This is a genomic window from Alcanivorax sp. DP30 (assembly GCF_009882945.1).
In the GTDB taxonomy this organism is placed as follows: Bacteria; Pseudomonadota; Gammaproteobacteria; order Pseudomonadales; family Alcanivoracaceae; genus Alcanivorax.
In genome coordinates this window covers 901242-925527 of record NZ_WTUY01000004.1, presented here as the reverse complement: position 1 = coordinate 925527, position 24286 = coordinate 901242, and the positions used below count along the sequence as shown (strand labels likewise).

Below are 24286 nucleotides of genomic sequence, written 5' to 3'. Positions count from 1 at the left end.
GTCATGCCTCCTAGAATTTCAGAGTGATGGAACCGCTAAAGATGTGAACATCCCCATCGGCTTCAACGGTTTCGTAAGGTTGCGGATAAGATGCCGCGCGTTGGTCATAGAGATCGAACTCGCGGCTTTCCAGCTTCTGGTACTGGTAGGCAAGATCAAACCGCACCGGGAAGGCCAGCACCGGCACCGACGCGTATTCCGCCGTCAGGCCAAGCCCCAGAATCCACTTGTCGTTGTCCAGGTAGTTCACTTCCAGGGAGCCATCCGAACTCATGGGTGACTCACTGAAGGCCAACCCACCTGTCAGCATGTAGGTGTCATTGAGGTGGAATTCGCCGCCCACGCGGGGCACAACGATATCCTTGAACTCCAGCTGGTCAGCGCCGGAGGCATTCACCGCCTGATCCTTGATGGTGTCGCTTTCCAGCTCACTCTCAAGGTCCGACCACTGCTGCATTTCCAAGGTTACCCCAACCCGCCAACGGTCCCGGGCGTAAGCCAGACCGGCGGCATAGATATTGGGCTGATAGGAATCGATGGTGGTCACTGCCAGACTCATGCCCGGATCCAGCACGGTACCGGGGATGGTGATGGTTGAATCCACCTTGGTGCTGGAGTTGGAGTACCCACGGAAGCTGAAGGCAGCTTCCAGACCATTCATCCAGCAGGCATCCTCACCACAGAAGCTCTCCCCGAAATCCATGTTCATACCGAAGATGGGACGAATGGAAGGAACCGCCGAAACCTCCAGGCTTTCATAGCTGGTCGTCCCGCCCAACGTCGAACTGGCGATCAGCTCGGCCTCGGAGTGCAGGGTGATACGGGCAGACAACCCCATATCCAGGCCTCGCCAGATCTGTGTGCCACCCCCCAGATTCAGAAACAGGGGCTGACGCCCATACTCCAGGTACTGACCGGCGCGATCGGTGGCGGAGCTGAAGGCCATCATCTCGTCGCCATACTTTTCCACTCCGAGCATAAAGCCCAGATAAAGGGGATGTTCGTACCTGGTCAGGTCAGTGAGGTCGGTTTTCATGCCCAGCAAGACCTGCTGGGAAGGAACATCCTGGAGAATATCGCCATCACGGGGAGAAGCAAAAGAACCACCACTGACCTTGCTGGCGCGCAGCTCGTGGTCCGCATGCATCAGGCCGGAGGTCAGTACTCCCCGGGAATCCCGAGCCAGATTGGCCGGGTTGTAGTAAGTCGCAGATACTTGTCCATTGAACAGGGACAGGGCCTGGGCCGAAGCCACATCGGACGGCAAGACGCCGTAGGTGGTTCCAATATTCCCCATGCTGGCCATTACCGGTGAAGCAGACACAAAACCGGCGCCTGCCAGAACAGCAGGAAGCAGCTTCCTTATTCTCATGTAGCACTCCAAAAGGCTCGCCCGAACGGGCTTCTTATTATTAATCTTGTGACTGAGCAGATATTTGCCCACATAAAGTGGCATAAACGTACCAACATAATGAAACGGTTCGATACAACCAGTTCTCAAAATTGGCCAATATTTACATATATACACATTAAATAACGAAGCAGACTCATTTTTGGTGAGCCGTTATTACTAGCTGATAAGAAAGGGATAAGAACAAAAAGTCACAGGGGAAAACAGGCTGGCCCTGCTTGTTCCCAAGCACGGTCGTAAACCGCTCAATGGCCCGAAAAAACCACCAAGCAGGAGTAGCGGCGGGTCACTATCATCCGACTCCGCAACACTTCCGCGCTAATTACGCGAGGCACGTTTTTGGTTCACCGCGGATTTGAAGGAATGGCTTGCAGCAAAGACCTTCCCGTAGGAGCGTCGCTCGCGGCGCGATTGCCAACGTCTTTAAAGGCCGATTTACCCNGTTTTCTTTGTGCTCTCTGTGGTGAAAACGCTTTTGACCCTGGCCTCGAATCGCGCCGCGAGCGACGCTCCTACGGAAAGGGGCTGGGAGAGTTAAATCGGGCTTTTCCCGCTAATCCGCGATGAACCACTTTTTTTGGGGGGGCTGTTGGAGAGAACGGCGTGCAAAGAGAGGCCACCACCGCAGCATCCTGCACACGGGCACTGCATCCCTTCACGCTGAAGCTTGGCTACCGCCTGCGCGTCAGCAGGATCACCGGCAACAGTCCCAGCAGCACCAGTGTCAGGGAGGGCGCCGCGGCGCGTTGCCATTCGCCCTCCGCGGTCAATTCGTAGATGCGCACGGCCAGGGTGTCCCAGCCAAACGGTCGCAGCAACAAGGTGGCGGGCATTTCTTTCATCACATCGATGCCCACCATCAGCAGGGCGGTTAACAGTCCCGGCAACATCATCGGCAGGTATACCCGACGTCCTACTTCAGAGGATGATGCCCCCAGTGTGCGCGCCGCCTCCACCAACCCCGGGCGCACCTGCTGCAAGGCGTTTTCCACCGGGCCAAAGGCCACCGCCAGAAAACGCACCACATAGGCCAGCACCAGAGCCAGCAGCCCGCCAACCAACGGCACGGACAGGCCCAGCTCATGCAAGCCGCCCTGTACCGCACTGAAACTCACCATGATACCCACCGCCAGCACCGAGCCCGGCAAGGCATAGCCCAGGGTTGCCAGTTGCACGGAAGCCGACACCAGCGCAGATGGCTGGTGTCGCTTCACCCAGGCCAGCCAGCTGGCCAACACCAGGACCAGCGAAGCCGCCATGGCACCCAGCAAAAAGGTACGCCACACCAGATTGGCAAAACGCAGATCCACGCCCTGCAGCCCGGTGCCAACCACCCAGTACAACAGTCTCGACACCGGCAGCAGGAAGGCCATGAACAGGACGCCAAAAGCGAACAGGCTGATCAGCCAGGCCATTTTCGGCCTTGCCCGCACCACCTTCCGGCCACCCAGTTCACTGAACCGTGCCCGACGGCGGCCGCGGCGCTCCAGCACCAGCGCCACCAGCACAAACAGCAATAACAGCGAGGCCAGCTGGGCCGCCGCCTGCAGGTTGAACAGGCCGTACCAGCTTTTGTAGATGGCCGTGGTGAAGGTATCGAAGTTGAATACAGAGACGGCGCCGAAATCCGCCAGGGTTTCCATCAGCGCCAGTGCCAGCCCGGCGGCGATGCCCGGCCGGGCCATGGGCAACGCTACCTTGAAGAAGGCCCGCAATGGCCCATCACCCAGGATTCTTGCCTGCTCCAGCACAGCCCGCCCCTGGGCCTGGAAGGCCAGCCGCGCCAGCATGTAGACATAGGGGTAGAGCACCAGGGTCAGGGTGACCACCACCCACAGGGGATGACGGGCGCTGAAGCCGGTCAGCCCCGGCCACCAGCTGCGCAACTGGGTCTGGATCGGCCCGGCATAATCGAGCAGGTCCACCATGACGAAAGCCAGCACATAGGCAGGCATGGCCATGGGCAGGAACAGCGCCCACTCCAGCCAGCGGCGGCCAGGAAATTCCAGGGTGGCCACACACCAGGCCAGCGAGACACCCAGGGCCAGCACGCCCACGGTGACCCCCGCCATCAGCAGCAGGGTGTTGCCCACCAGCCGCCACAGGACAGTGTCCAGCAGGTGTTGCCAGGTTTCCCATTGCTGCTGGTGCCAGGCGCTGAGCAGCACCAGGATGGGCACCAGAACCAGCAGCGCCAGTGCAACCGCACTGGCGCCATTCAAGCCCGGCAGGCTGAACGAGGGTAAAGGGCGTTGACGCACCGCTTAGCGATACCCCGCGCGGTCCATCAGTTTCACTGCATCCACCTGCAGGGCCCCGGCCACGCTGACGTTAAGATCATCCTCGCGGAATTCCCCCCAGGACTTCACTTCCTCGGCAGGCTGCACGGAGGGGCTCACCGGGTATTCCAGGTTGATTTCGGCCAGCAGGTGCTGGGCTTTCGGCTGGGTCATCCATTCCAGCAGGGCCTTGGCCTGTTCCGGGTGCGGCGCATACCGGGTCACGGCACCACCGGAAATATTGATGTGCACCCCGCTGTCCTGCTGATTGGCCCAGAACAGGGACAGTGGCAGCTGCGGGTTGTCGCGCTTCATGCGGCCATAATAGTAAGTGTTTACTATGCCCACATCGCACTGCCCGGCCACGATGGCTTCCATCAGTGCCGTGTCATTGGAGAACACATCCGTGGCCAGATTGCCAACCCAGCCGGTCACCACGGCTTCCGCCTTTTCGGAGCCAAGACGCTCGATCATGGTGGCGACCAGGGACTGGTTGTACACCTTCTTGGAGGTGCGCAGACAAAGGCGTCCTTTCCATTCCGGCTCGGCCAGAGCTTCGTAGCTGGACAGGTTTTCCGGGTTCACTCGCTCGGTGGAATAAACAATGGTGCGCGCCCGCTTGGTGAGACCAAACCACTGCTTCGCCGGGTCGGTATAACTTGCCGGCACATTGGATTCGAGCACCACGGATTCCACCGGTTGCAACAATTCCATTTCCGCCGCATTCCACAGATTGCCCGCATCCACGGTGATCAGCAGATCCGCCGGGGTACGCTCCCCTTCCGCCTTGATGCGCGCCGCCAAGGCGGAAGCGTTGTCAGTGATATAGCGAATGGTAATACCGGTCTCTTCCGTATAGGCATCAAACACCGGCTTGATCAGATGGTCATTGCGAGAGGTGTAGACCACCAGTTCATTGTCCGCAGCAGGCTCGGAACAGCCCCACAAGCCAGCCAGCGCCACCAGGGCGACGGCCATGACACCAATAACACGCATATCCCTTAACTCCAGTCCGGGGAATTCAAACAAGAATGATTCTTAATTGATTTCGCAGTATGGCAGGTCTTTTCGCCAAGCTCTAGCCCGAATTTCGCGCCGTCGACGGTGGCCGGGCACTCACCGGCAGGTCCGCACTGCGGCCCAGCGCCCGGTTGGCAAAAAAGCCCTTCACCGGCCCGGCCTGATTGACCAGCTTCATGCCGGTATTACGCAACCAGCGCAGTGGCAGGGCCCGCTGCTCAAACAGCTGCTGAAAGCCACGCATGGCATTCTGCATAACCAGATTTTCACCACGGCGGCGGCGCTGATAACGCGCCAGGGCCTGTACATCTGCACATCCCAGCCCGGCCTCACAGGCGCGAATCACCTCTTCGGCCAACACGGCCGCATCCAGCAGGCCCAGGTTGACGCCCTGCCCTGCCAACGGATGGATCACATGGGCCGCGTCCCCCACCAGTGCCAGAAACGGCGCCACATAGCTGCTGGCGTGCCGCTCCTGAATCGGGAATACGGCACGCTCGCTGATCAGGGTCACCTCGCCCAGGGCATCGGCCACCGCCGCCTGCAATTCCATGGCGAAACGCTCGGGATCACACTGCTTCAGATCGTTGATACGCTCAGGCCAGCCAGACCAGACGATGGAACACTGTCGCTGCTCCCCCTGTTGCACATCGCTGTAAAGCGGCAACAAGGCCAACGGGCCGGATTCCATGAAGACCTGTCGAGCACAGCCGCCGTGTGGCCGCGCGGTGGCGATGGTCGCCACCAGGGCGTGATGCCCGCTGTCCCGCGGTCCACCGCTGATGCCGGCCCATTCCCGGACCCGGGAGCGGGCGCCGTCAGCACCTACCAACAGATCCGCCATCAGCTGGCGATCCCCACATTGCACCTGCCACTGCTCGCCCTCACGGCGCACACTGTCCACGCTGATGCCGCATTGCCAGTCCAGGCAATCCAGAGTCTCGGCGCGTCGGTATAACGCGGCAGTCAGGTGACCGTTTTCCAGCAACCAGCCCAGGGTATCGGTACCAGCTTCTTCAGCGGTAAAAGTGACTTCACCGGTGCCATCCTGATCCCACACCTGCATGGCGTTGTAGGGCTGCACCCGCGACGCATCGAGCAGACCCCAGACCCCGGTGTTACGCAGCAACCAGTGACTGGCTTCGGTGAGCGTGGACACCCGCAACTGCGCCGCGCCGGACGGCATTGCCGGCACCGGCGCCCCATCCAGCACCGTCACCCGCAACCCGGCCTCGGCCAGCAAAACACCCAGCAGCCCGCCAGTCATGCCGCCACCCACGATGATGATGTGTTGTTCGTTACTGTCCGTCATATGCGCTATCCATCACAGGCCAGATGCCCTGCCAACCTCATCGCTCAGTTGCGAGTTGCCAAACTCGTTTCTCGTAATTCGAAACTGTTTTACCGCCCTGAAACCCCATGCCGGTAATCGGCATTCGCCAATTACCGACCTACGCATCTCCGTAGCCCGGTTTTAGCTTTTGAACTTAGCTATTAACTATTAATTATTAACTATTAACTGTCCCTTAGAGCCCCATGGCCCGTTTCGCAAAACCACTACGCAGCCCCGGCATAATATCCAGCGCCACCAGCCCCAGCTGCCGGCTGTGGGCGAACAACGGTTGCTGGACCCGGAACAGTTCCGGCACCCAGCGGGAAGTCTGACTGATCAGCGCCTGGTCTTTTTCCCGTTGTTCAGCGTAAGCCCTCAGAGTGCTCAGGCTGCCAGGATTCGGATTGCCGCCCACCGTCTGTGCCAGTGCCACCAGATCACGCACGGTCAGATTGAAACCCTGCCCGGCTACCGGGTGCAGGGTGTGGGCGGCATTCCCGACCACCACCGCATGGGGCACCACCTGAGCACAGGCTTCGGTGAGCACCAGAGGGTAGCGTTGACGCTCACCGATGCCCGTGAGTCGCGGGGCCTCTGCGGGACAACGGGCCTGAAGCTGCGCCAGTACCTCGCTATCCGTCAGCGCCATCCACTGCGCCACCTGATCACGGGGCCCCGTCCATACCAGCGCCATGCGCTGGTCCGGTAGGGGTAACAGGGCGAGCGGACCATCGTTGAGGAAGCGTTCGTACGCCACGCCGTCATGGGGTGTCGCCAGAGACAGGTTGGCGATCAAGGCGTCGTGGCCGGTGTCGTGATCACGGGCACTGATACCCAGCCACTCGCGGGTTTTGGATCGGGCGCCATCGGCGGCAATCAGCAAGGGGGTTTCAAGGCTTTCCCCACTGGCCAGGTTGATCCGGTAGCCATCATCCAGGCGACGAATACTGGCAAGGGTGTCCGGGGCGCGCACCGAGATACCGTCATCACTGAACAGGGCGCCCAGCAACACAAAACCCAGCCAGCGGTTTTCCACCACCGCACCCAGCTGTTCAACACCTTCTTCCTCTGCACTCATGCGCGTGGTGCCCAACCGGGACTGTCGCGACACATGCACGGTACCGATGGCCGCCGCATGCTCGCGAATGGCATCGCCCAGCCCCAGCTTGTCCAGCACCACCAGGGTACCTGCAGACAGCGCCGTGCTTCGCGCATCAAAGCTGGGGGTGAGTGGCGGCTTGTCAGGCAGCGTCAGCGGGTGGCTTTCCACCAACACCACTTTCTCCGTGCCATGACGACGCAACAACAGCGCCAGCATGGCCCCGGCCATCCCGCCCCCCACAATAACCAGAGGTTGTTGGGTCATTTCAATGTCCACTTTTACTGTAGGAGCGCCGCTTGAGGCGCGAACCCAAGGGCGAGTTGAAAGTTCAACGTTTAAACGCGGACTGGATCAGCGGGTTTTGCCAAGCTGTGCCCGCATTTACCGGTAATGGCGCGGGCACTAAGGCTGGGAACAGGAAAATCTCGCGCGCGCCTTTTCAACTTTGCATTTTAAACTTTCAACTGCTTTTCATTGTCTTCTCAATCTCCGCCACATCCTTCGGCACCTCATGGGTCAGTACCTCGCACCCATCCTTGGTGACCACCACATCATCCTCGATGCGAATGCCAATGCCGCGCCACTGCTCATCCACGCTGTCGTCATCCGGCGCCACATACAGCCCCGGCTCCACCGTCAGAGCCATACCCGGCTCCAGCTGACGCCACTGGTCCTGTACCCGATAGTCACCCACATCATGCACATCCAGCCCCAGCCAGTGACCGGTGCGGTGCATGAAGAAACGGCGATAGCCTTCGGTTTCCACCAGTTCATTGAACTCGCCCTTGAGCAGACCCAGATCCAGCAGCCCCTGGGTGAGGATGTTGACCACTTGCTCGTGGGGCACATTCCAGTGATTGTCCGGGTGAGTCGCTTCGATGGCCGCATACTGGCTGGCCAGTACCAGCTCATACAGCGCCTGTTGGGGCTTGCTGAATTTGCCATTCACGGGAAAGGTACGGGTGATATCCGAGGCGTACATCTCCAGCTCGCAGCCCGCATCCACCAGCACCAGATCGCCGTCCTTCAACTTCTGGCGATTATCAATGTAATGCAGGATGCAGCCATTGGCGCCACCGCCAACGATGCTCGGGTAGGCCGGGCTACGCGAACCATGGCGCATGAATTCATGGATATATTCCGCTTCCAGCTGGTATTCCATCATGCCCGGCTTCACCGCCTGCATGGCACGAACATGGGCACCGGCAGAAATACTGGCGGCCTTGCGCATCAACTTGATTTCGGCAGCGGACTTGAACAGACGCATGTCGTGCAGATGATGCGCCAGCGCCACAAACTCGCCAGGCGGCTGGGCACCGGAGCGGACCCGGTCGCGGATGCTGTTCACCCAGCCCATCAGGCGACGGTCAAACTCTGCATCCATGCCCAGGTCGTAATAGACCCGCTCGCGGCCTTCGATCAGGCCCGGCAGGATCTCGTCGATGTCCCCGATCGGGAAAGCGTCATCGGCATCAAAGTCACTCACCACTCCGTCCGGCCCGGAACGGTAGCCATTCCAGATCTCCATGGTGCGATCGCGCTCACGGCAGAACATGACGTATTCGCCATGTTCCCGGCCGGGTAGCAGCACCATCACGGCTTCCGGTTCTTCAAAGCCGGTGAGGTACCAGAAATCACTGCTTGGCCGATAGGGGTATTCCACATCCCGGTTGCGGATGTGCTCCGGTGCCGCCGACAAAATGGCAATGCTGTTAGGCCCCATGATGCCCATCAGCTCCTGGCGGCGACGGGCAAATTCCTGACGATTGATGCTCAAAACCCCTCCTGATGTCGGGAGATATTTCAGTGCCTGGTCGGCGGTGTGGACGGCGCGCTGTTATCGTCGGCCTTGGCCTTGGGCCGCATGACCAGCTCAGTGTAAATCATCAGCGCGGCCATTCGGCAGTGTTCCGCCACCTGCTCGAACATGTCTTCCTCTTCATCACCGTCCTGATCCGGGGTTTCCACCTGACTGATGGCCGCCAAATCTGACAGGGCTTCCTGAATGCCCTGGGAAAGATCCTTGTCGTGGGTATTGGCAGACCCGGTACCGAAGCCCACCAGAAAACCTTCACACCACTGGGCGATGGCCGCCACCCGCAAGCCCAGATCTTCCTCATCGCCCGGCAACAGCAGGTGAAGCGCCAGGCCGGTACCGGCAAAACCGCTGACCAGCTGATCACGGGCCGCCACCAGCATACCGGCCAGGGCGGGCTCAAACAGCTGGCCCTGCTCAAAATCCACATGGGACGCCAGCACCCCCAGTAACTCTTCATCGTGGCCACCATGACCGGTGGCCAGCAGACCCGCCGTAAGTCCCTGCAATTCGCTGGGTGAATGGGCTATGCCGGCTGCGGCCAGGGATTGGGCCAGCACCTCGAAATCAATCTGGTTGGACATGCGTCGATCCGTTATCTGCAGGTATGACTGCCTTCCTGAAGAAGGCCATGAAAAGTGTGTGCTAAGTAACTATCAGCATTCAATTTCGTTGACCCCTGAAACCCTCACACCTATAGTTGAAACAGCCTGTCAACCGGGAGGGGGAGCCGAGATCGGCAAATCCCGGTAAGGTGCAGGGGACGCGGGCCTTTATCGGCCCACACCTTAGGCGAACCACGACCATTTTGCCATGACGACGGAACAACAACTAAAGCAACTGGAAACCCGCGTCGACGAACTGCTGCGTATCAGTGCGCGGTTGCGCCAGGAAAATCTGGCCCTCCACGAACGGGAGGCCAAACTGGTGGAAGAGCGAGCCCAGCTGCTGAAGAAAAATGACGTAGCCCGCAACAAGGTCGAGGCGATCATCTCTCGTCTGAAATCCCTGGAGCAGGAATCCTGAGCGTGTCATCCTGCCCGTTCTTCAAACCAAGTCATTGCGGTACCTTAGGCCATGTCTAACGAAAACTCCCTGGTGATTCATCTGCTCGACAAGGAGTACCGTGTTGCCTGTCCGGCAGGCGAGCAGGACAACCTGTTGGCCGCCGCCCGTCATCTGGACAAACAGCTGCGCGAAGTGCGCGACGCCAATGTGATTGGTCTGGAACGGATCGCCATCATGACCGCCCTGAACATGAGCCACGAGCTACTCAAGGCGCGTCAGACTGCCGCCCAGGATCCTGAGAGCGAAGCCCGCGTTCAGGCACTGCTGGGACGCCTTGAAGATGAAATCCAGGCTTTCGAAGACGCCCGCCGCAAGCTGTAAGAGCCGCAACACGCAGCACTGCCCCATCGCTGGCTTAAACCGAACCTCAGAAGCGAGTAACGAGTTTCGAGTTGCGAAAACCTCACGTCCTGCCCACGGGTGTCGCCCCTCGAAACTCGCGACTCGTTTTTCGACATCAATCCTTTGCCAGCCTGCAACGCCACATCGGTGATGGGCCCACACCCAAGCGAAACTAACGCAAGCAGTGCAGCCCCGAAGGCATGTGCGCAGCGAATAATCACCGACCTACGCGGCTTCCTGGAGGTGCGAGGGGCTTTTGACCTTAGCTGTTAACTATTCACTGCTCTTGATCGCCTTTCATCAGTGTCAAGACTGTTTCGACCCAACACCACTGTTATAATCCCCCTGAGTGTTTCCTGGCTCTTACGCCAGAGGGCCATGTCCCTGAGCCGATAACGTAATACCCGGGGGCATATATTGCCGTGTCCGTGTGCATGTCCGCCTATTGAGCGGAAAGCCTGAGGGCATAGCTGCTGCCTCCACCTTGAACCATACGGTTCAAGGGTCAAGCCCGCAGCGGTGGGCCGGGAAGCACCCTTTATTCTCTTGCCGGATGCTTGACGCCAGAGGCCGGATGCCAGAACCACAGCCACTTTCGCCATCGCAAAGACGGCAGCGTCAGCAGCTGCGCCGCCAGCTACGCCAGCAACGCAGGCAACTCTCTACCGGCCAGCGCCGTCGCGCCGCTCACCGAGCCGGCCCCGCTCTGAGCAACGCTCTGCAATACCGCCCTGCCAGGCACGTGGCCTTTTATCTGGCCAACGATGGTGAGCTGGATTTACTTCCGGCCCTGCAGCACCCCCGCCTGCAGCACAGCAGCACCTACCTTCCCTGGCTGGATCCCTTGCGCCCGGGCCATCTGCATTTTCGTCTGTGGCAGGCCCATGACCCCATGCGGCCCAACCAATATGGCATTGCCGAACCTGCACTGGCCCATAGAAGCCGTGCCCTGTGGGCGCTGGACGTGATTTTGTTACCTGCCGTGGCGTTTGATCGGGCAGGCTACCGGATAGGGATGGGAGGCGGTTACTACGATCGCACCCTGGCCGACCTGCAGCGTCGACCACGTCGACCCAGGCTGGTGACGGTGGGTTATGATTTTCAGTGTGTGGAGGAGGGGGTGCTGCCGCTGGCCCCTTGGGACCAGCCGGCAGACAGGATCGTTACTGCTGGCTCTGAGTGACTACGATGCCTGCACTGTCAGCATATTGCTGGTAGTCAGGTTCGTTGCCACCGTGGGTAATGCTGCTGACCAGCACTCCCAGCCCGAAAACGATTGCCAGTAGCACCAAGGCGTCCGGCTTCTTTTTCATTTTTCTATTCCCCAAATTGGTATAGCAAAAACAAACATCTAAGCAAAAAGTATTAACAGGACAGTCACTGTAGTCGCATTGACTGCCGGAAAATGCCAACCGGGTCAAAATTTGACCATCTCGTTCAACAAAGTCAAGCAGTTAGCCGCCCCTGTTGACGTTTCTTAACAGAACAACGTCATAACCTGTCGTTAACGAGTTCACAAAAGCGCAATTTTATGCCTATACAGCCAGGTTAGTCGCCGACATTACCCGGCTGCGGGGTGTGTGACCACCCACTGCCCCCCAGGTTCCTGTGGTACGCAAAGATTAATTCAGAAATAACCGATAGGCCGGGTTGTCACTTTCTTCCACCATGGGGTAAGGCACTTTCTTGAGATCCGCCAGCAGCTGGTTACCCATGCCCTCTTCCACCTGGAACCCCACCAGCACTCGACCATAGGCTGCACCGTGGTTGCGATAATGGAACAGACTGATGTTCCACTTGCCGCCCAGCGACTGCAGGAAGGCCATCAAGGCCCCCGGGCGCTCCGGAAATTCTACCCGGAACAGGCGTTCATCCAGATCCTGGCGGGAAGTATGCCCACCCACCAGGTGGCGAATATGCAGCTTGGCCATTTCGTTGCCGCTGAGATCCACCACCGGGTACCCCTTGTCGGCAAGCTCCTGCAGGAGCCCGTGCAACGCCTTGCCGCCGGGTTTGAGTTGAATACCAACAAAGATGTTTGCCGCCCGGTCATCACTGTAGCGGTAGTTGAATTCGGTAATGCCGCGCCGCCCCAGCGCCTGACAGAAGGCGCGGAAGGCGCCCGGTTTTTCCGGGATGGCGACCCCCAACAAGGCCTCGCGTTGCTCGCCCAGTTCGGCCCGCTCGGACACGTGCCGCAGGCGGTCAAAGTTCACATTGGCGCCGCTCTGGATCGCCACCAGTGTCTTGTCCTGTACGCCGTGCAAGGCAACCCAGTTTTTCATGCCCGCCAGGGCCAGGGCGCCGGCAGGCTCACAAATCGCACGGGTATCTTCGAAAGAATCCTTGATCGCCGCACAGATTTCATCCGTGGTGGCCGTGATGACTTCGTCCACATGATCCTTGAGGATGCGGAAGGTTTCCTTGCCGATCTGGCGCACTGCCACACCATCGGCGAACAACCCCACTTCCTTGAGCACCACCCGGCGCTTTTTCTCCATGGCGGCCTTGAGGCAGGCCGCGTCTTCCGGCTCCACGGCAATGATCTTCACATCCGGGCGCACATACTTTACGTAAGCCGCCACTCCGGCAGCGAGGCCGCCGCCACCCACCGGAATGAAGATGGCATCCAGATCACCGCTGAGCTGGCGCAGGATTTCCATGCCCACGGTCCCTTGACCCGCAATGACATCCGGATCATCGTAAGGATGCACAAAGGTGAGCCCGCCTTTCTCTTCCAGAATACGGGCATGGGCCAGAGCTTCATCGAAGCTGTCACCATGTAGCACCGCCTTGCCGCCATGATTTCGTACTGAATTCACCTTGATATCCGGCGTGGTGCGCGGCATGACGATGGTGGCTTTCACCCCCATGGAGGTGGCGGCCAATGCCATGCCCTGGGCATGGTTGCCGGCCGAGGCACAGATCACCCCGCGATCCAGCTGCTCCTGGCTGAGCTGACATAACTTGTTGTAGGCACCTCGCAGCTTGAAGGAAAACACCGGCTGCAGATCTTCGCGCTTGAGCAGCACCCGGTTACCAATTCGCTTGGAAATCAACGGCGCTGCATGAATGGGAGTTTCCACCGCCACATCATAGACGCGGGATTGCAGTATCCGTTTAACGTATTTATCCAGCATGAAGGTTTCCGGGTTGCTTATTACAGAGGAGCGACAAGCCACATAGTCTATGGGCTGGCCGGAACAAATGCGATAGGCCGGGGTCGAGTCCCCGCCCCTGCTGGCCTATAATTGGAGTCGCACAGGTTATCGGGAACACAATAGCGGTCGGACGTCGGAGAACTGACGCCAGATCAAAACCGACCCGCTCTCTGGTTTCAGCTTGTCGCGTCCGACTTCTGACGTCCGACCAACCAGAGTGCTCGTTAGTCCCGCACGAGCCACATAGTGACGCTCACCACACTCACCAGGTAAACAGGACACATCATGGACCAGGATGCGCTGAAGAAGCAGGTGGCAGAGGCCGCCCTGCGCTTTGTTCCCGAAGGCGAATACATCGGCGTGGGCACCGGCTCCACCGCCAACTTCTTCATTGATGGCCTGGCCACCATGAAAGACCGCATCAAGGGGGCCGTGGCCAGCTCCGAAGCCACCGCCGAGCGCCTCAAGGGACACGGCATCGAGGTGGTCTCACTGAATGATGTGGACCGCCTGCCCGTGTATGTGGATGGTGCGGACGAAGTGAACGGCCACCGCGAGATGATCAAGGGTGGCGGCGGCGCCCTGACCCGGGAAAAAATTGTTGCGGCGGTAGCTGATCAGTTCATCTGCATTGTCGACGGCTCCAAACAAGTGAAGCGTCTGGGCAAGTTCCCACTCCCGGTGGAAGTGCTCCCCATGGCTCGCTCCTATGTGGCCCGCAAACTGGTCGCCCTGGGCGGTCAACCGGAATACCGCGATGGTTTTGTCACCGACAACGGCAACATCATTCTGGACGTTCACAACCTGGACATCCTTAATCCCATCGAACTGGAAGAGAAAATCAACAACATTGTCGGCGTGGTCACCAACGGCCTGTTTGCCAAGCGTCCGGCCAATGTGGTGCTGGTAGGCGAAAACGGCAGCGTGAATCAGTATTGACAGAACGCAACACGCTTCACGGGCATGCAACACGCAAAGCCCTGAAAAAAATCCCGCCCGGCAAAACCGGGCGGGATTTTTGTATCAGCTCACACGATCAGCCAGCGTTGCTGGCCTCTCTTGTCTCTCTTTGTGGAGCGTGTCTTGTAGAGAAGCTTCAAAAGCAGGGAACTTTTCCTGGTTTGTCTATCCAACCGAGCACAGCTCAAAGCTCACGGCTTTCTATTCATATCCCGGATCATGTCGTCTCGTCGCTGCTGGATACGATTATGCAGATCCTGTTGACGAGCATTGGATTGCTCACGCTGGGCATCCCGATGATCCTGCAATTGCTGCTGCTCCCGATTCCACTGTTCTTGTTGCAAGTAGTCGGCAGTCTCAGAGGCGCCCGCGCGCGCTTTCTCTGCCTCCGACTCTGCCGCGCCAACAGGTGACACGGCCAACGCTGCCATCAACAAGCTTGCTGTAACCACCGGAATATTTCTGCTCACTTTCATGACGACCTCCCGAACCACAGTCAGTAAGGAGCCGCTGAATAACGCCCTCAATGCCCGCACAGAAACGGCTCTTCACGGTTCCATGCTTTCCACTATGCCACAACCACGTCATCAACACGTGAGGCATCTACCGCTGTTTCCAATGTCAGCTACTGCTCTCATTCAGCACTACGCAGCAAGCATAAAAAAGGCCGCTTTAAAGCGGCCTTTTTATGCTTTCCGGAATCAATCCCAGAAGTTATACCACGGTTTGGCTTTGGCATTTGCCTCGGCTTTCACTTCTGCTTCTTCCGCATCGGCTTTAGCCTGAGCATCGACTTTCACTTGCTCTCGAGCATCGCTGGCACGTTGCATGGCATCGTCATGATGCTGCTTGGCCGCCGCTTTGTTTTCTTCCATCTTTTCCACGGCGGCATCTCGCTTGCCACGGGCCTCGTCTTCCATACGTTTGCCATGGCCTTTGATTTCTTCACCATGCGCTTCCGCATCGTCCATCATTTCATCGTGCTTTGCTTTGGCGTCGCCCTTCATTTTTTCATGCTTTTCTTCCATAGCCTTTTTCTGGGCTCTGGCATCTGCTTTGACAGCATCGCGCTTGTCGCGCATGTCCTGTTCAGCGGCCTTGGCATCTGCCTCGGCACTCACCGCCGCATTAATCCCCGCGTTCAAATCGGCAACAGCCACTTGGCTGAGCATCGCCGCACCAGCCGTCATTGCCAGCATGATTTTCTTATCCATAGATTTCTCCTTGGTCCACACCACAATGGCATGAAAATTCTACTCAAAACACGACCACAACCTTGTTCCAAACCCTCACGCATCTCAAGTAACAAACCGTAAAATCGGGACCTCATCGATTTCAGGTCAGATACTGATCAATAATGGCAAATATTTTCTGCCGGAATTCCTCATTTTCATTGGCCAGCTGATGGCGGGCTCCGGGCAACATATGAATGCGAGGGTCACTGAACTTGCTTCGGATCACGTTCATGTTGTGTTGCCAATCCACGGTTTCATCCTGGTCCCCCTGAATGACGATGGGAGACACATGGATGCGTGACGCCTTCTCGAAACCCGGCAGCCATTTTTTCAACGCGCCCACCCAGACTGCCGAAACCCGACGCGCCTGCAAGGGGTCTTTGTTTTCCAGAAAATCGAGAAAGTCCGGGTCATTGGAATTGATCGTAAAGACCCGCTTGATGCTCTTGGTGAAAGGGCTGATAACGGTGTGTAGCCAACGTCCGGTGCTCCATTTGAACGGACGCACCAGCGGCGCCAGCAGGATGACATGCTCAAACGGATTGTCATCTCCCTCGCCACGGCTGGCCAGATAATCCATGACAATGGCACCACCGGTGCTCTGTGCAATCACATGCCAGGGATGCGGAAAGTGGTTGGCCGCCAGGGACAGGCATTGCTCCAGCACATCACGATATGTCAGGAAATCCTCAATCACCGCCTGGGGCCCGGAGCTCAGGCCATGACCCGGAAGATCATAGGCCAGCACCGCATAACCCAGTTCAAGCACATGGCCAATCACATGGCGATACAACCCCACATGATCAAAGTACCCATGACACACCAGCACCGTGCCCCGGGGATTCTGTGGTCGCCAGGCATGCACGGAAATCTGGTGGTCGCCCGCCTCGAAATAACCAAAACCGTGCTCCAGACTGGGGAGCCGATCTGCAAAATCCAGCCCGTAGTAGGCAATATACTGCTTGCTGGAATCACTCAGCGGATCGAACTTCTCCCAGTTGAGCGGCTTCCAGTCCTGCTGGATATGTTCACGATCGAAAGGGTTTTCCATGACCAGTGTCGCGTCTCCACAGTTTACTCACGGCATTCCACGATAATACGGGCACTGTCCCGCGGTCGAAAGGACAAGCTCACCCCCTTTCATTCGCCTCGCAAACACAGGAGCACTTTCATGCACTTCAATACACAGGATCTTGACTCGCTGCCCCGCCAAACCCGGGTCAACCTGATCAACAGCCTGTCCGGGTTCAAGAGTGCCAATCTGATTGGCACCCGCGCCACCAGCGGCCAGGAAAATCTGGCCATCGTGAGTTCCTGCTTTCACCTTGGTGCAGACCCGGCCCTGATGGGCATGATTATCCGACCGCATTCAGTGGACAGGCACACCCTTGAGTATCTGCAAGAGACCGGCTGCTACACCATCAATCATGTACATCAGGATATCATTGCTGCAGCGCACCAGACCTCTGCCCGCTACCCTCAAGACGTTTCAGAGTTTGATGCCGTCGGCCTGAACACTGAATACTGCCACGACTTTGCGGCCCCTTTTGTGCATGAGGCACGCATTCGCCTTGGCATGAAACTGATGGAGACACAGGAACTGGCTGTGAATGGCACCGTGCTGGTGATCGGTGCCATTGAGCATGTACTGCTGGCAGAGGGCTTGATGGAAGATGACGGCTACGTGGATGTGGAGCAGGCAGGAACAGTGGCATTGTCCGGCCTGGACAGTTACCACCTCACCCGCCGCGAAGGACGCTGGCAATATGCCAAACCGGACCGGCCTGCGACAAAAATCAGTGACTGAACATGGGCTCCGGCATGGGCTGCTGCAAAGCCAGCAGCCCCCACCAGGCGGTGAGCACCAGAATTGGCAGGGATAGCAGCAGCCCCCACAGCACCAGTCGATTGGCCCAGGGATTCAGCGCCCTGTGACTGAGGGCAAAACACTGTGACGCAGGCACCGGCAGCAACAGAATGACAAACCCCCACAGCCACAACTTCTGACCGAAGGCGGTAATCATCAGGGTCAGCCAACCCATCCACATCAACCCCACGCCGACGGCAGACAGCATGGCAAGTGGCAAGGCAACCCACTGGTGCTGGGTATAAAATTCGAGAAACGCATTCAGCATGTGAGTATCCGTTAGATAGCGAGGCTTGCTGGCATTGTCCGCGCTGCCCCGGCCGGGTCAATCTCCGAGTGCCATTCTCTTGCCCTGTATCAAGGAATGCCCACTCAGTTATCACCAGCGCCTGGACACACAGCAGGAAACTTTCTTTCTCTACGCGACTCTAACGCCCAGATTACTGCAACGTATTATCACCAAAGGAACCGCCATGAGATCCCTTATTCCCATCACCCTGCTGGCTGCCAGCCTGTCGCTGTTCGCCGCCTGCTCCACAGCCTCCAACAGCAAGGGAGACATCGCCGTGCCCAGCTATGAACAGCTCAATGGTGAACCCTGGCAGGTGCAGACCCTGAACGGCAAGCCGGTGGGCAATGCCACCATCACTCTGGCATTCCCGGAAGCGGGCAAACTGGCCGGCAAGGCCGCCTGCAACAATTATATGTCCAGTTACGCGGCGGAAGGCGACAGCTTCACCATCCAGACTGGCGCCATGACCCGCAAGGCCTGCATGCCGCCCTTGATGGAACTGGAGCAGCAGTTTGTAGATGCCCTGAAAGGCGTGGACACTGCCGTACTCAATGACCTCGGCGAGCTGGTGCTGAGCGGCGAGGGAGTGGAGATCAAGGCCACGCGCTAACCGGCCTGGCCACAGGCGCACGCCATGTGGTCTCGAAGGGGTGCGCGAAGCGAATAGCTTGCCCGCACGTGATCCGAGCGACAGCGAGGCCGGAGAAGCGAGTTACGAGTAACGGTTTAAGGTTTTCGAAACTCGCTTATCGCAACTCGAAAGGTTCCCTCTCTTCACACCAAACAAAAAGGCCGCACCCGAAGTTTCGGGCGCGGCCTTTTTGTTTTCGCTGGCAACCACCTCTTCCGCCTTGCTGAAAGAAGAAAGTTGATTGCAGCGTCGCTTACTTGATGCGCGGGTCCAGATCGCCAGACTCGTAACGCTGGAACATTTCTTCCAGGTTAATCGGCTTGATCTTGCTGGCGTTGCCGGCGGTACCAAAGGCTTCGTAACGGGCGATACAGATATCGCGCATGGCCGTCACGGATTCCTTCAGGTATTTACGCGGATCGAACTCGGCGGTGTTGCCAGCCAGGAAGCGACGAATCGCACCGGTGGACGCAAGACGCAGGTCGGTATCGATGTTGACCTTGCGCACACCATGCTTGATGCCTTCCACGATTTCTTCCACCGGCACCCCATAGGTTTCCGGAATCTCACCACCAAACTCATTGATGATGGCCAGCCATTCCTGCGGCACGGAAGAGGAACCGTGCATCACCAGATGAGTGTCGGGAATACGCTGGTGGATCGCCTTGATCTGGTCGATAGCCAGGATGTCGCCAGTGGGCGGGCGGGTGAACTTGTAGGCACCGTGAGACGTTCCAATGGCGATGGCCAGCGCATCTACCTTGGTCTGCTTCACGAAGTCCGCGGCTTCTTCCGGATCGGTGAGCATCTGTTCGTGGGTCAGCTTGCCCGCCGCACCAATGCCATCTTCTTCGCCAGCTTCACCGGTTTCCAGTGAACCGAGACAACCCAGCTCGCCTTCCACAGACACACCACAGGCGTGGGCCATTTCCACCGTGCGACGGGTCACGTCCACGTTGTATTCGTAGTCGGTGGGGGTCTTGCCGTCTTCACCCAGGGAGCCATCCATCATCACGGAGGAAAAACCCAGCTGGATAGAGCGCTGGCACACGGAGGGGCTGGTGCCATGATCCTGGTGCATCACCACCGGAATGTGCGGAAACTCTTCCACGGCCGCCAGAATCAGGTGACGCAGGAAGGGGGCGCCGGCATATTTGCGCGCACCGGCAGAGGCTTGCACGATCACCGGGGAATCGGTCTTGTCCGCCGCTTCCATGATGGCGCGCATCTGTTCCAGGTTGTTCACGTTGAAAGCCGGTACGCCATAACCAAACTCGGCGGCGTGATCCAGCATCTGACGCATGCTTACAAGTGCCATTTTCGTTTCCCCTTCGTCTATTCCTGTGCAGGGCGGTCACGCCCTGCCTTGAAAATCCGTCGGATGCCTGACGTCGGAGGTCAGACGCCAAAAAAACATCCGGTTCTGAATTGCTGAGTCAGACGTCCGACCTCAGACGTCTGACCCTGAATCAATCTTTCGCTCTTGCTTCCAGCATGGCCACCGCCGGCAGCACCTTGCCTTCGACGAACTCCAGGAAGGCACCGCCGCCCGTGGAGATGTAGCTGATCCTGTCGCTGATGCCGTACTTGTCCACGGCGGCCAGGGTGTCGCCACCGCCGGCAATGGAGAAGGCATCAGAGTCGGCAATGGCTTCTGCCATTTCACGGGTACCCTCACCAAACTGATCGAACTCGAAGACCCCAACCGGGCCATTCCAGATGATGGTCTTGGCTTCCTTCATCAGGGCCGCCACGATGTGGGCGGTCTGTGGGCCGATGTCGAGGATCATGTCATCTTCGGCCACGTCTTCCACTTTCTTGGTAACCGCTTCTGCTGATTCGGCGAATTCCCTGGCAGTGACCACATCCACCGGAATCGGAATATGCACTTTCTCGGCGATCTTTTGTGCCGCCGGGATCAGGTCTGCTTCATACAGGGACTTGCCCACCGGGTGACCGGCAGCGGCCAGGAAGGTGTTGGCAATACCGCCGCCCACCACCAGCTGATCCACTTTATCGGATAGCGCTTCCAGCACTTCCAACTTGGTGGACACCTTGGAACCACCCACGATGGCCACCAGCGGTTTCTCCGGCTGCTTCAGGGCCTTGCCCAGCGCGTCCAGCTCATTGGCCAACAGCGGGCCAGCACAGGCAACCGGAGCAAACTTGCCCACACCATGGGTGGATGCCTGGGCGCGGTGGGCAGTACCAAACGCATCCATCACATAGATATCACAAAGCGCCGCCATTTTTTGTGACAGCGCTTCGTCATCTTTCTTTTCGCCGTTGTTGAAGCGAACGTTCTCGCACAGCACGACCTGACCGGCCTCCACCTGGACACCGTCAAGCCAGTCCTTCACCAGCGGCACCTCACGACCCAGCAGCTCACCGAGATGATCAGCCACCGGCTTGAGGGAAAACTCTTCCGCATACTCACCTTCGGTGGGACGCCCCAGGTGAGACATCAGCATTACCTTGGCGCCGGCCTTGAGCGCATGCTCAATAGTAGGCAGGGAAGCACGGATACGCGCATCGCTGGTGACCTTGCCGTCTTTCACCGGCACGTTCAGGTCTTCACGGATCAGAACGCGTTTGCCTGCCAGGTCCAGGTCGGTCATGCGTTTGAAGTTCATCTTTGCTACCTCATTCACGGCCACCGCGCGGGGGCTGTCTGTCGATCAGTGTTGCTGTGATTCGGCCAACGCCGCTACCCAGTCGAGCAGTCGGTTCGCATAGCCCCATTCGTTGTCGTACCAGGCCACCACCTGCACCATGTCGCCCTGCACCCGGGTCTGTGTCACATCGACGATTGCAGATTCCGGACGGTGGTTGAAATCCACACTCACCAGCGGCGCGTCATTGTAGCCAATCAGGCCGCCCGACGCTGTTGCCTGCTGGTGTAGCCACTCATTCAGACTCTTGGCATCCGGTGTCTGTTCCAGACGCAGGGTCAATTCCACCATGGCCACGTTCAAGGTGGGCACCCGGATGGAGCTGCCGCTGATCTTGCCAGCCAATGTCGGCAACACCTGCTGTACCGCACCGATGGCACTGCTGGTGGTGGGCACGATGTTCTGCGCCCCGGCCCGACCCCGGCGCGGGTCCCGATGGACATGGTCCAGCAGGGTCTGGTCCGAGGTGTAGGCGTGGATTTCCTTCATCAGCACCTGCTGCACGCCGAAGCTGTCATCCAGCCGCGCCAGTAGCGGCGCGATGCAGTGGGTGGTGCAGGATCCCGCCGACAATACTTTTTTGTCGGCAGATACGTCCTGATGGTTCACACCGAATACGACCACCTGATCGGCCTGATCAAACGGCACGGCACCGATGATGACCTTCTTTGCCCCGGCGTCCAGATGTCGCGACGCCCCGGCGTGGCTGCGGAAGTGACCGGAGCATTCCAGCACCAGATCCACATCCATCTCATCCCAGGGCAATAATTCCGGTTTCGGTTGCTCCAGCAACCGCGGCGCCTGCTGCCCGATACGCAGCATGCCCTCAATCAATTCCGCCGGTTCCGCCAGCCGCCCGTGGGTGGTGTCGTAACGGGTCAGATAGAGCAGATCTTCCGGGCGCCCCTTGTCATTGATTGCCACCAGACTGAACGGCGCCTGCCACCCTGCCCCTTCACGCTCGGCAAGGGCGCGGACAAAAGAGCGACCGATACGGCCATAGCCGTTGATGGCAATTCTCATAGCGGTCTGACGCTAACAGGGTTAGTCGTCCGACGTCTGACGTCCGACTTCCCTCCCGCCTCTATCAAAGCAACGACTCCACGGCTTGCTGTACCGCTTCGGCAGTGATGCCAAAGTGCTTGAACAGATCGCCGGCCGGGGCGGACGCGCCGAAGCTGGTCATGCCGATCACCTTGCCGTCGAGACCCACGAAGCGGTACCAGTAATCGGCAATGGCCGCTTCCACGGCAACCCGGGCACGCACATCGCTGGGCAGCACGCTTTCCTGATAAGCCTTGTCCTGGGCCAGAAATTCTTCAACACAGGGCATGGACACCACACGGATGTTTTTGCCGGTGAGTGCGTTGGCCGCATTGACCGCCAGCTCCACTTCGGAACCAGTGGCGATGATGATGGCGTCCGGCGTGCCTTCACCGGTCTGCATCAGGGTGTAGCCGCCCTTTTCGATCTCGGCCAGCTGCTGGCTGCCACGCTCCATGCAGGGCAGCCCCTGACGGGAGAAGATCAACGCAGAGGGGCCGTCCTGACGCAAAATGGCTTTCTTCCAGGATACGGCGGATTCCACCGTGTCACAGGGACGCCAGGTGCGCATGTTGGGGGTCAGCCGCAGGTTCGCCATCTGCTCGATGGGCTGGTGGGTCGGACCATCTTCACCCAGACCAATGGAATCGTGGGTGTACACCAGAATATTCGGCTGGTGCATCAGTGCCGCCATGCGCACCGCGTTACGGGCATATTCCATGAACACCAGGAAGGTACCGCCGTAGGGACGCAGGCCACCGTGCAGGCACAGACCATTCTGGACGGCGGTCATGCCGAACTCGCGCACCCCGTAATGAATGTAGTTACCGCTGGCATCGTCCGCAGTGACAGACTTGCAGCCTTTCCAGATGGTGTTGTTGGAGCCAGCCAGGTCGGCAGAGCCCCCGGCCAGTTCCGGCAGCAACGGGCCGAAGGCGTCCAGGGAGTTCTGGCTTGCCTTGCGGGTAGCCACTTTTTCGCCTTTTTCCTGACACTCGCGGATATAGGCATCGGCCTGCTCTGCAAAGTCCGCGGGCAGTTCATTCGCCATACGGCGCTGGAACTCGGCAGCCAGCTCCGGGTGAGCGGCCTTGTAGGCGTCGAAACGCTGCTGCCACTCGCTCTGGGCGGCAGCACCGGCTTCGCTGGCATCCCAGGCATTCTTGATGTCGGCAGGAATCTCGAACGGGCCGTGCTCCCAACCCAGCGTCTTGCGGGTCAGGGCGATCTCGTCGTCGCCCAGAGCGGCGCCGTGACACTCTTCCTTGCCCTGCTTGTTGGGGCTGCCGAAGCCAATCACCGTCTTGCAGCAAATCAGGGTGGGCTGGTCGGTATTGGCACGGGCCGTCTCGATGGCGGTGCGCACTTCCACCGGATCATGACCATCCACATTGGGGATCACCTGCCAGCCATAGGCACGGAACCGCTCCACCGTATCATCGGTGAACCAGCCTTCTACTTCACCGTCGATGGAAATGCCGTTGTCGTCGTAAAACGCCACCAGCTTACCCAGCCCCAGGGTACCGGCCAGGGAGCAGGCTTCGTGGGATATCCCTTCCATCATGCAGCCATCACCCAGGAAACAGTAGGTGAAGTGATCAACGATGCTGTGGCCGTCACGGTTGAACTGGCCGGCCAGCATCTTCTCTGCCAGCGCCATGCCCACCGCATTGGCAATACCCTGACCCAGCGGCCCGGTGGTGGTCTCGATGCCAGGGGCGTCGCCGTATTCCGGGTGACCGGCAGTGGGGCTGCCCAACTGGCGGAAGTTCTTGATGTCCTCGATGCTGACCCCGTAACCGGACAGGTGCAGCAGGGAGTAAAGCAGCATGGAGCCATGGCCGTTGGACAGCACGAAGCGGTCACGATCGGCCCATTTGGGATCCTGCGGGTTGTGCTTCAGGAAACCGCGCCACAGCACCTCGGCAATATCGGCCATCCCCATGGGGGCGCCGGGGTGGCCTGAGTTGGCTTTCTGGACGGCGTCCATGCTCAGGGCACGGATGGCGTTGGCGAGATCACGGCTGGCGGGGGCACTGGACATGCAGGGCTC

The 24286-nt window shown here is 58.9% G+C and carries 23 protein-coding genes and 1 other RNA gene; 7 read left to right on the top strand and 17 right to left on the bottom strand.

All coding sequences use genetic code 11. The features are described 5' to 3' along the window. Positions 1-10: 10 nt before the first annotated feature. The 7 genes from GQF00_RS10575 to GQF00_RS10545 form a co-directional block, all read right to left on the bottom strand. Entirely contained in the window at positions 11-1372 is a 1362-nt protein-coding gene (locus GQF00_RS10575) for an OmpP1/FadL family transporter (protein WP_161319107.1), read from the bottom strand. A gap of 710 nt (positions 1373-2082) precedes the next feature. Beyond that, a complete protein-coding gene (locus tag GQF00_RS10570; RefSeq protein ID WP_370519484.1) occupies positions 2083-3672 on the bottom strand; it encodes an ABC transporter permease in 1590 nt (529 codons plus the stop codon). 3 nt (positions 3673-3675) lie between these two features. Continuing rightward, positions 3676-4686 carry a Fe(3+) ABC transporter substrate-binding protein gene (locus GQF00_RS10565; protein ID WP_161319106.1) on the bottom strand — a complete coding sequence of 337 codons (1011 nt, stop codon included), beginning with the start codon at positions 4684-4686 and terminating at the stop codon, positions 3676-3678. Between the two features lie 82 nt (positions 4687-4768). Then, positions 4769-6022: an FAD-dependent monooxygenase gene (locus GQF00_RS10560; protein WP_161319105.1), complete on the bottom strand. Its 1254-nt coding sequence runs from the start codon at positions 6020-6022 to the stop codon at positions 4769-4771. 214 nt (positions 6023-6236) lie between these two features. Continuing rightward, entirely contained in the window at positions 6237-7409 is a 1173-nt protein-coding gene (locus GQF00_RS10555; RefSeq protein ID WP_161319104.1) for an FAD-dependent monooxygenase, read from the bottom strand. A gap of 196 nt (positions 7410-7605) precedes the next feature. Further along, positions 7606-8922, bottom strand: coding sequence for a Xaa-Pro aminopeptidase (pepP, locus tag GQF00_RS10550; RefSeq protein ID WP_161319103.1), 1317 nt, complete (start codon positions 8920-8922; stop codon positions 7606-7608). Positions 8923-8948: 26 nt separating this feature from the next. Further along, a complete protein-coding gene (locus GQF00_RS10545) occupies positions 8949-9545 on the bottom strand; it encodes a UPF0149 family protein (RefSeq protein ID WP_161319102.1) in 597 nt (198 codons plus the stop codon). Positions 9546-9774: 229 nt separating this feature from the next. Between GQF00_RS10545 and GQF00_RS10540 the strand changes: the two genes are divergently transcribed. From GQF00_RS10540 to GQF00_RS10525, 4 genes are all read left to right on the top strand, one after another. Then, complete coding sequence (locus tag GQF00_RS10540) at positions 9775-9987, top strand: TIGR02449 family protein (protein WP_161319101.1); 213 nt, start codon at positions 9775-9777, stop codon at positions 9985-9987. Between the two features lie 51 nt (positions 9988-10038). Then, complete coding sequence (locus GQF00_RS10535) at positions 10039-10350, top strand: cell division protein ZapA (RefSeq protein ID WP_161319100.1); 312 nt, start codon at positions 10039-10041, stop codon at positions 10348-10350. Positions 10351-10721: 371 nt separating this feature from the next. Then, positions 10722-10906: non-coding RNA, 6S RNA (ssrS, locus tag GQF00_RS10530), on the top strand. A 39-nt stretch (positions 10907-10945) separates the two neighbouring features. Continuing rightward, positions 10946-11554 (top strand): 5-formyltetrahydrofolate cyclo-ligase, encoded by a 609-nt coding sequence (locus GQF00_RS10525; protein ID WP_161319099.1) that lies wholly within the window; start codon positions 10946-10948, stop codon positions 11552-11554. On the opposite strand, the gene GQF00_RS10520 is transcribed toward GQF00_RS10525, so the two are convergent. Both GQF00_RS10520 and ilvA read right to left on the bottom strand, forming a co-directional pair. After that, the gene (locus GQF00_RS10520; RefSeq protein ID WP_161319098.1) at positions 11535-11684 is read right to left on the bottom strand and encodes a hypothetical protein; all 150 of its coding nucleotides are present in this window, start codon (positions 11682-11684) and stop codon (positions 11535-11537) included. The two genes, GQF00_RS10525 and GQF00_RS10520, sit on opposite strands and share 20 nt — an antisense overlap. A gap of 309 nt (positions 11685-11993) precedes the next feature. Next, positions 11994-13553, bottom strand: coding sequence for a threonine ammonia-lyase, biosynthetic (gene ilvA / locus GQF00_RS10515; protein ID WP_370519483.1), 1560 nt, complete (start codon positions 13551-13553; stop codon positions 11994-11996). Positions 13554-13817: 264 nt separating this feature from the next. Between ilvA and rpiA the strand changes: the two genes are divergently transcribed. Continuing rightward, entirely contained in the window at positions 13818-14471 is a 654-nt protein-coding gene (gene rpiA, locus GQF00_RS10510) for a ribose-5-phosphate isomerase RpiA (RefSeq protein WP_161319096.1), read from the top strand. Between the two features lie 212 nt (positions 14472-14683). On the opposite strand, the gene GQF00_RS10505 is transcribed toward rpiA, so the two are convergent. From GQF00_RS10505 to GQF00_RS10495, 3 genes are all read right to left on the bottom strand, one after another. Further along, a complete protein-coding gene (locus tag GQF00_RS10505; protein ID WP_161319095.1) occupies positions 14684-14968 on the bottom strand; it encodes a hypothetical protein in 285 nt (94 codons plus the stop codon). A gap of 225 nt (positions 14969-15193) precedes the next feature. Continuing rightward, the gene (locus tag GQF00_RS10500; protein ID WP_161319094.1) at positions 15194-15706 is read right to left on the bottom strand and encodes a hypothetical protein; all 513 of its coding nucleotides are present in this window, start codon (positions 15704-15706) and stop codon (positions 15194-15196) included. A 121-nt stretch (positions 15707-15827) separates the two neighbouring features. Beyond that, entirely contained in the window at positions 15828-16778 is a 951-nt protein-coding gene (locus tag GQF00_RS10495; protein ID WP_161319093.1) for an alpha/beta hydrolase, read from the bottom strand. 120 nt (positions 16779-16898) lie between these two features. On the opposite strand from GQF00_RS10495, the gene GQF00_RS10490 reads away from it, so the two are divergent. Beyond that, positions 16899-17534: a flavin reductase family protein gene (locus GQF00_RS10490; RefSeq protein ID WP_161319092.1), complete on the top strand. Its 636-nt coding sequence runs from the start codon at positions 16899-16901 to the stop codon at positions 17532-17534. Here the strand turns inward: GQF00_RS10490 and GQF00_RS10485 are convergent. Next, a complete protein-coding gene (locus GQF00_RS10485) occupies positions 17524-17862 on the bottom strand; it encodes a hypothetical protein (RefSeq protein WP_161319091.1) in 339 nt (112 codons plus the stop codon). The two genes, GQF00_RS10490 and GQF00_RS10485, sit on opposite strands and share 11 nt — an antisense overlap. A gap of 205 nt (positions 17863-18067) precedes the next feature. Here GQF00_RS10485 and GQF00_RS10480 point away from each other — a divergent pair, with 205 nt between their 5' ends. After that, positions 18068-18496 carry an META domain-containing protein gene (locus GQF00_RS10480; RefSeq protein WP_161319090.1) on the top strand — a complete coding sequence of 143 codons (429 nt, stop codon included), beginning with the start codon at positions 18068-18070 and terminating at the stop codon, positions 18494-18496. A gap of 274 nt (positions 18497-18770) precedes the next feature. On the opposite strand, the gene fba is transcribed toward GQF00_RS10480, so the two are convergent. From fba to tkt, 4 genes are all read right to left on the bottom strand, one after another. Next, positions 18771-19835, bottom strand: coding sequence for a class II fructose-bisphosphate aldolase (fba, locus tag GQF00_RS10475; RefSeq protein ID WP_161319089.1), 1065 nt, complete (start codon positions 19833-19835; stop codon positions 18771-18773). 151 nt (positions 19836-19986) lie between these two features. Further along, positions 19987-21150 carry a phosphoglycerate kinase gene (locus tag GQF00_RS10470; RefSeq protein ID WP_161319088.1) on the bottom strand — a complete coding sequence of 388 codons (1164 nt, stop codon included), beginning with the start codon at positions 21148-21150 and terminating at the stop codon, positions 19987-19989. A gap of 45 nt (positions 21151-21195) precedes the next feature. Then, a complete protein-coding gene (locus GQF00_RS10465; protein WP_161319087.1) occupies positions 21196-22212 on the bottom strand; it encodes a type I glyceraldehyde-3-phosphate dehydrogenase in 1017 nt (338 codons plus the stop codon). Positions 22213-22276: 64 nt separating this feature from the next. Then, on the bottom strand, positions 22277-24277 hold the full coding sequence (gene tkt, locus GQF00_RS10460; protein ID WP_161319086.1) for a transketolase: 2001 nt from the start codon (positions 24275-24277) through the stop codon (positions 22277-22279). Positions 24278-24286 lie beyond the last annotated feature (9 nt).

Coding starts and splice junctions, on each gene's coding strand:
- GQF00_RS10575 (WP_161319107.1), bottom strand. CDS start 1,372: ATGAGAATAAGGAAGCTGCTTCCTGCTGTTCTGGCAGGCGCCGGTTTT.
- GQF00_RS10565 (WP_161319106.1), bottom strand. CDS start 4,686: ATGCGTGTTATTGGTGTCATGGCCGTCGCCCTGGTGGCGCTGGCTGGC.
- GQF00_RS10560 (WP_161319105.1), bottom strand. CDS start 6,022: ATGACGGACAGTAACGAACAACACATCATCATCGTGGGTGGCGGCATG.
- GQF00_RS10555 (WP_161319104.1), bottom strand. CDS start 7,409: ATGACCCAACAACCTCTGGTTATTGTGGGGGGCGGGATGGCCGGGGCC.
- GQF00_RS10545 (WP_161319102.1), bottom strand. CDS start 9,545: ATGTCCAACCAGATTGATTTCGAGGTGCTGGCCCAATCCCTGGCCGCA.
- GQF00_RS10540 (WP_161319101.1), top strand. CDS start 9,775: ATGACGACGGAACAACAACTAAAGCAACTGGAAACCCGCGTCGACGAA.
- GQF00_RS10535 (WP_161319100.1), top strand. CDS start 10,039: ATGTCTAACGAAAACTCCCTGGTGATTCATCTGCTCGACAAGGAGTAC.
- GQF00_RS10525 (WP_161319099.1), top strand. CDS start 10,946: ATGCCAGAACCACAGCCACTTTCGCCATCGCAAAGACGGCAGCGTCAG.
- GQF00_RS10520 (WP_161319098.1), bottom strand. CDS start 11,684: ATGAAAAAGAAGCCGGACGCCTTGGTGCTACTGGCAATCGTTTTCGGG.
- rpiA (WP_161319096.1), top strand. CDS start 13,818: ATGGACCAGGATGCGCTGAAGAAGCAGGTGGCAGAGGCCGCCCTGCGC.
- GQF00_RS10505 (WP_161319095.1), bottom strand. CDS start 14,968: ATGAAAGTGAGCAGAAATATTCCGGTGGTTACAGCAAGCTTGTTGATG.
- GQF00_RS10500 (WP_161319094.1), bottom strand. CDS start 15,706: ATGGATAAGAAAATCATGCTGGCAATGACGGCTGGTGCGGCGATGCTC.
- GQF00_RS10495 (WP_161319093.1), bottom strand. CDS start 16,778: ATGGAAAACCCTTTCGATCGTGAACATATCCAGCAGGACTGGAAGCCG.
- GQF00_RS10490 (WP_161319092.1), top strand. CDS start 16,899: ATGCACTTCAATACACAGGATCTTGACTCGCTGCCCCGCCAAACCCGG.
- GQF00_RS10485 (WP_161319091.1), bottom strand. CDS start 17,862: ATGCTGAATGCGTTTCTCGAATTTTATACCCAGCACCAGTGGGTTGCC.
- GQF00_RS10480 (WP_161319090.1), top strand. CDS start 18,068: ATGAGATCCCTTATTCCCATCACCCTGCTGGCTGCCAGCCTGTCGCTG.
- fba (WP_161319089.1), bottom strand. CDS start 19,835: ATGGCACTTGTAAGCATGCGTCAGATGCTGGATCACGCCGCCGAGTTT.
- GQF00_RS10470 (WP_161319088.1), bottom strand. CDS start 21,150: ATGAACTTCAAACGCATGACCGACCTGGACCTGGCAGGCAAACGCGTT.
- GQF00_RS10465 (WP_161319087.1), bottom strand. CDS start 22,212: ATGAGAATTGCCATCAACGGCTATGGCCGTATCGGTCGCTCTTTTGTC.
- tkt (WP_161319086.1), bottom strand. CDS start 24,277: ATGTCCAGTGCCCCCGCCAGCCGTGATCTCGCCAACGCCATCCGTGCC.